Source organism: Limnoglobus sp. (assembly GCF_059499385.1).
In genome coordinates this window covers 1-2,593 of sequence record NZ_JCABYM010000076.1, presented here as the reverse complement: position 1 = coordinate 2,593, position 2,593 = coordinate 1, and the positions used below count along the sequence as shown (strand labels likewise).

At 68.3% G+C, this 2,593-nt stretch carries 2 protein-coding genes; both read right to left on the bottom strand.

The window, feature by feature from the left end; translation table 11 throughout:
• On the bottom strand, positions 1-1,121 hold a 1,121-nt coding region (locus AC5JJ2_RS13995), incomplete at its 3' end, for a KamA family radical SAM protein (protein WP_495858619.1).
• Between the two features lie 313 nt (positions 1,122-1,434).
• Positions 1,435-2,409, bottom strand: coding sequence for a hypothetical protein (locus AC5JJ2_RS13990; RefSeq protein ID WP_495858618.1), 975 nt, complete (start codon positions 2,407-2,409; stop codon positions 1,435-1,437).
• Positions 2,410-2,593 lie beyond the last annotated feature (184 nt).

Here is a 2,593-nt window from a genome sequence, read left to right as displayed (position 1 = left end):
AGGTAGTTCGGCATGAGCGGAATCTTGCCGCCGCCGTGCGGGCTGTCCACCACGTAGGTCGGGATGCCGATGCCGCTCATGTGGCCGCGGAGGCCCTCCATGATCTGCATCCCCTTCCAGACGCTCGTGCGGAAGTGGCCGGCCCCGGTCACCGGGTCGCAGTGGAACAGGTAGTACGGCCGGACCTTGATGCGAAGCAGCCCGCGCAGCAGTGCGCGGATGGTTTCCAGGCTGTCGTTGACGCCCTTGAGCAGGACCGCGTGGTTGTTGATCGGCATGCCGTGCCGGAGCAGACTCTTGCAGACGCGGGCCGCCTCCGGGGTGATCTCCCGCGGGTGGTTGAAGTGCGTCTGGATGTACACCTTCTCCGTCTCGGCGAGGAGGTCGAGCAGCTCCTGGTCGTACAGCCGCTGCGGCAGCGTCACCGGGACGCGGGTGCCGATGCGGATCACGTCCACGTGGTCGATCGCCTTCAGGTTGCTCAGGTAGTACCGCAGCTTGCCGAGGGGCAGCGTCAGCGGGTCGCCGCCGGAGACGATCACGTCGCGGATCTGCTTGTTCTTCCGGACGTACTCGATCATCCGCTCGTCGTCCTTGCTGACGCCCTCCCACCCGCCGCGGGTCAGGGTCGCCCGCTTCCGGGTGCAGTACCGGCAGTACATCGAGCAGTTCGGCGTCGTAATCATCAAGACGCGGTCCGGGTAGCGGTGCGTCAGCCCCGGCACCGGCGAGTCCTTGTCCTCTTCCAACGGGTCTTCCAGTTCAAAGCCGGACGCCTTCTCCAGCGGCGACGGGACGGACTGCAGGCGGATCGGATCGACGGGGTTGTCCGTGTCGATCAGCGAGAAGTAGTACGGCGGGATCGCGAGCTTGAAGTCGCTCTCGAGTTCGCCGAGGGCGACGAGTTCGTCCGGGGTGAACGGGAGGAGGGTGCGGAGCTGGCGGACGGACCGGACGGAGTTCTGCGTCTGCCACCGCCAGTCGTCCCACTGGTGATCGGGAACGTCGGTCCAGGTCGGGTTGCGGCGCGGACGACTCGGAGGTTCGTCGTCGTCGAACCCGCCCTCGGCCGGACGGGCCGTCGGATTGGCGAGCGGGTCGCGCGCGTCGGACTCGAACATAAAGAAGCGGAGCTCCTGGGGTTCGTCGGTCCCGGGTGGCGACGCCGATCGTCACGCACGCGGCGGGGAAGTAACGTTGGCGCGCTGCGAGAACACGCGGTTACTTTCTTTAAGGAAGAATCCTAACGTGGCGTTTGGGAAAAACAAGTTTACTGTTCCCTTCGCACGTCGAAAATCTTGCAAAGGCCGCGCCACAGTCGTCACCCCGATTGGTCGTGCGGACGGCTTCGCGGTCCGGTTCTTCCGACGGAATTCATACGCGCGACAATCCGCGAGCCGCGTTTCGTCCTGCGATTTCAAGGTGCGGCGATGATCACGGGGCGGGCCGCGTCACGACCCGCGCGCGACGGGCGAATTCTTCGCGGCTCGACGTGTCGGCTTTCGGCGCACCGAAGAAAAGAACGCGGCCCGTCACGTCATCGGCGTCACGGCCGCGCGACTTCAGCCACGTTGCAAGTGTCGAGTGGTCGCGGAACGGCTCCCACCCGCTCGGCACATGACCGGTCCAGCAGTTGATCGTGGCGATGTCCAACATCTGGGCCGCGGCCATCGCGTCGAGCTGCGTGACGAGCGCGGGCATCAGGTCGTCGCCGTCCGGGAACACGTACAGCATCGAGTCCTTCGCGCAGAACGGCCGCACCGCGTCGGCGAGCTTTTCACGCCGCGCGACGGCTTCCGCGAGCGGCGTGCGGCTGACGCCGGACCGCCGCGAGGCCGGGTCCGTGGTGCGGATGTCGTAGGCGAGCAGCGACAGCACCGCGGCGACAAGCAACTTGTGCGCGACAGGGTTCCGCACCGCTTCGACCAGTTTCCCGACGGCGAGGCCGGCGACGGCACAGAGTGGGAAGGCCAGGACGAGGCCCACGCGGAAAACGGCCCGCACGCCGTTAACGATCGGCAACGCGATCGCGGCCCGGTACGGACACCACCACCCCGCGTGCAGCGTGAACGCGGCGACGAGCAGGGCCGCCAGCGCCAAGGCGGCCGCGGTGCGGGCGTGAAAGTTCCGGCGGACGAACAACGCCCCGACGCCGACGAGCAGGCCGACGGCCGCGAACCCGCCGGGGAACAGGTGGAACGGCGGGGCGGCCGGGTTGAATTCCTCGCCGACGGCGGCCCGCGTCCAGTTCCACCCGGCGCTCGTCGGGCTGGCCCGCACCCAGTCGGCCGGCTTCGGCAGCAGCGACACGATGAGGTCCGGCGATGGCTTCCACACGTCACGGTCGGCCGCGAGGTACGGCGGCAGCAGCGGCGTCACCAGCAACACGCCGAAGCACAGGATGAGCAAAGTTACGCCGGGTCTGCGAGGCGTCTGGTTCCCTCCCCCCTTGGGGGGGAGGGTTAGGGAGGGGGGTAACCTCCCTCTCAGTGTGAGAATTGCGTTCGAGGCGGGAAGCTCCGGGGGGGGGCGGCCGCCCCCCCCCCCCCCCCCCCCCCCCCAAGCACCACCCCAACCCCCCCCCCCCCCCCCC